The following is a 419-nucleotide window of genomic DNA, read 5'->3' as shown; positions in this document are numbered from 1 at the left end:
ATAGCAGTTCGCAAGATGGTAACGTAAAAGGTAATGCGACAAAACAAGGTGATAAGTTACCTAATACTGCAGCGCATTATCCTGCATCTATTTTAATGGGACTTTCAACATTCCTAATTGGTATGTTATTGTTTATTCGTCGTAAAAACGCAAAATAAAAACAACATCCTTCCATCTAAAAAATACATGAAACAAATTATAAAGTGAAACTTTAATCAGTGTGGGTTTTGTTCATCCCCCACTGATTATCAGCCCTCACCAATCGGGCGTTTACGGGCAGCAGGGCTTCCACCTAGCTTCTTTGCTCCAGCCGAATTTCGAGGTGGGAGTTTTACTGCCCGCAAATAGCGGGATAAAACTAAAAAGGACTTTGGATTGCAGTTTATTATGCAACCCAAAGTCCTTTTGGCATCTATCAG

General features: G+C 39.6%; 1 protein-coding gene. It reads left to right on the top strand.

Annotated features, from left to right (window positions below; translation table 11 throughout):
- Window positions 1-158: LPXTG cell wall anchor domain-containing protein (locus KI356_RS27625; RefSeq protein WP_212937054.1), on the top strand; the 158-nt coding region annotated here is incomplete at its 5' end.
- Window positions 159-419: the final 261 nt, after the last annotated feature.

Origin of the sequence: Bacillus hominis, assembly GCF_018332515.1 — a bacterium.
GTDB lineage: Bacteria > Bacillota > Bacilli > Bacillales > Bacillaceae_G > Bacillus_A > Bacillus_A hominis.
Note: the sequence above shows the minus strand (reverse complement) of the source record. Positions and strands in the feature narration are given on the sequence as shown.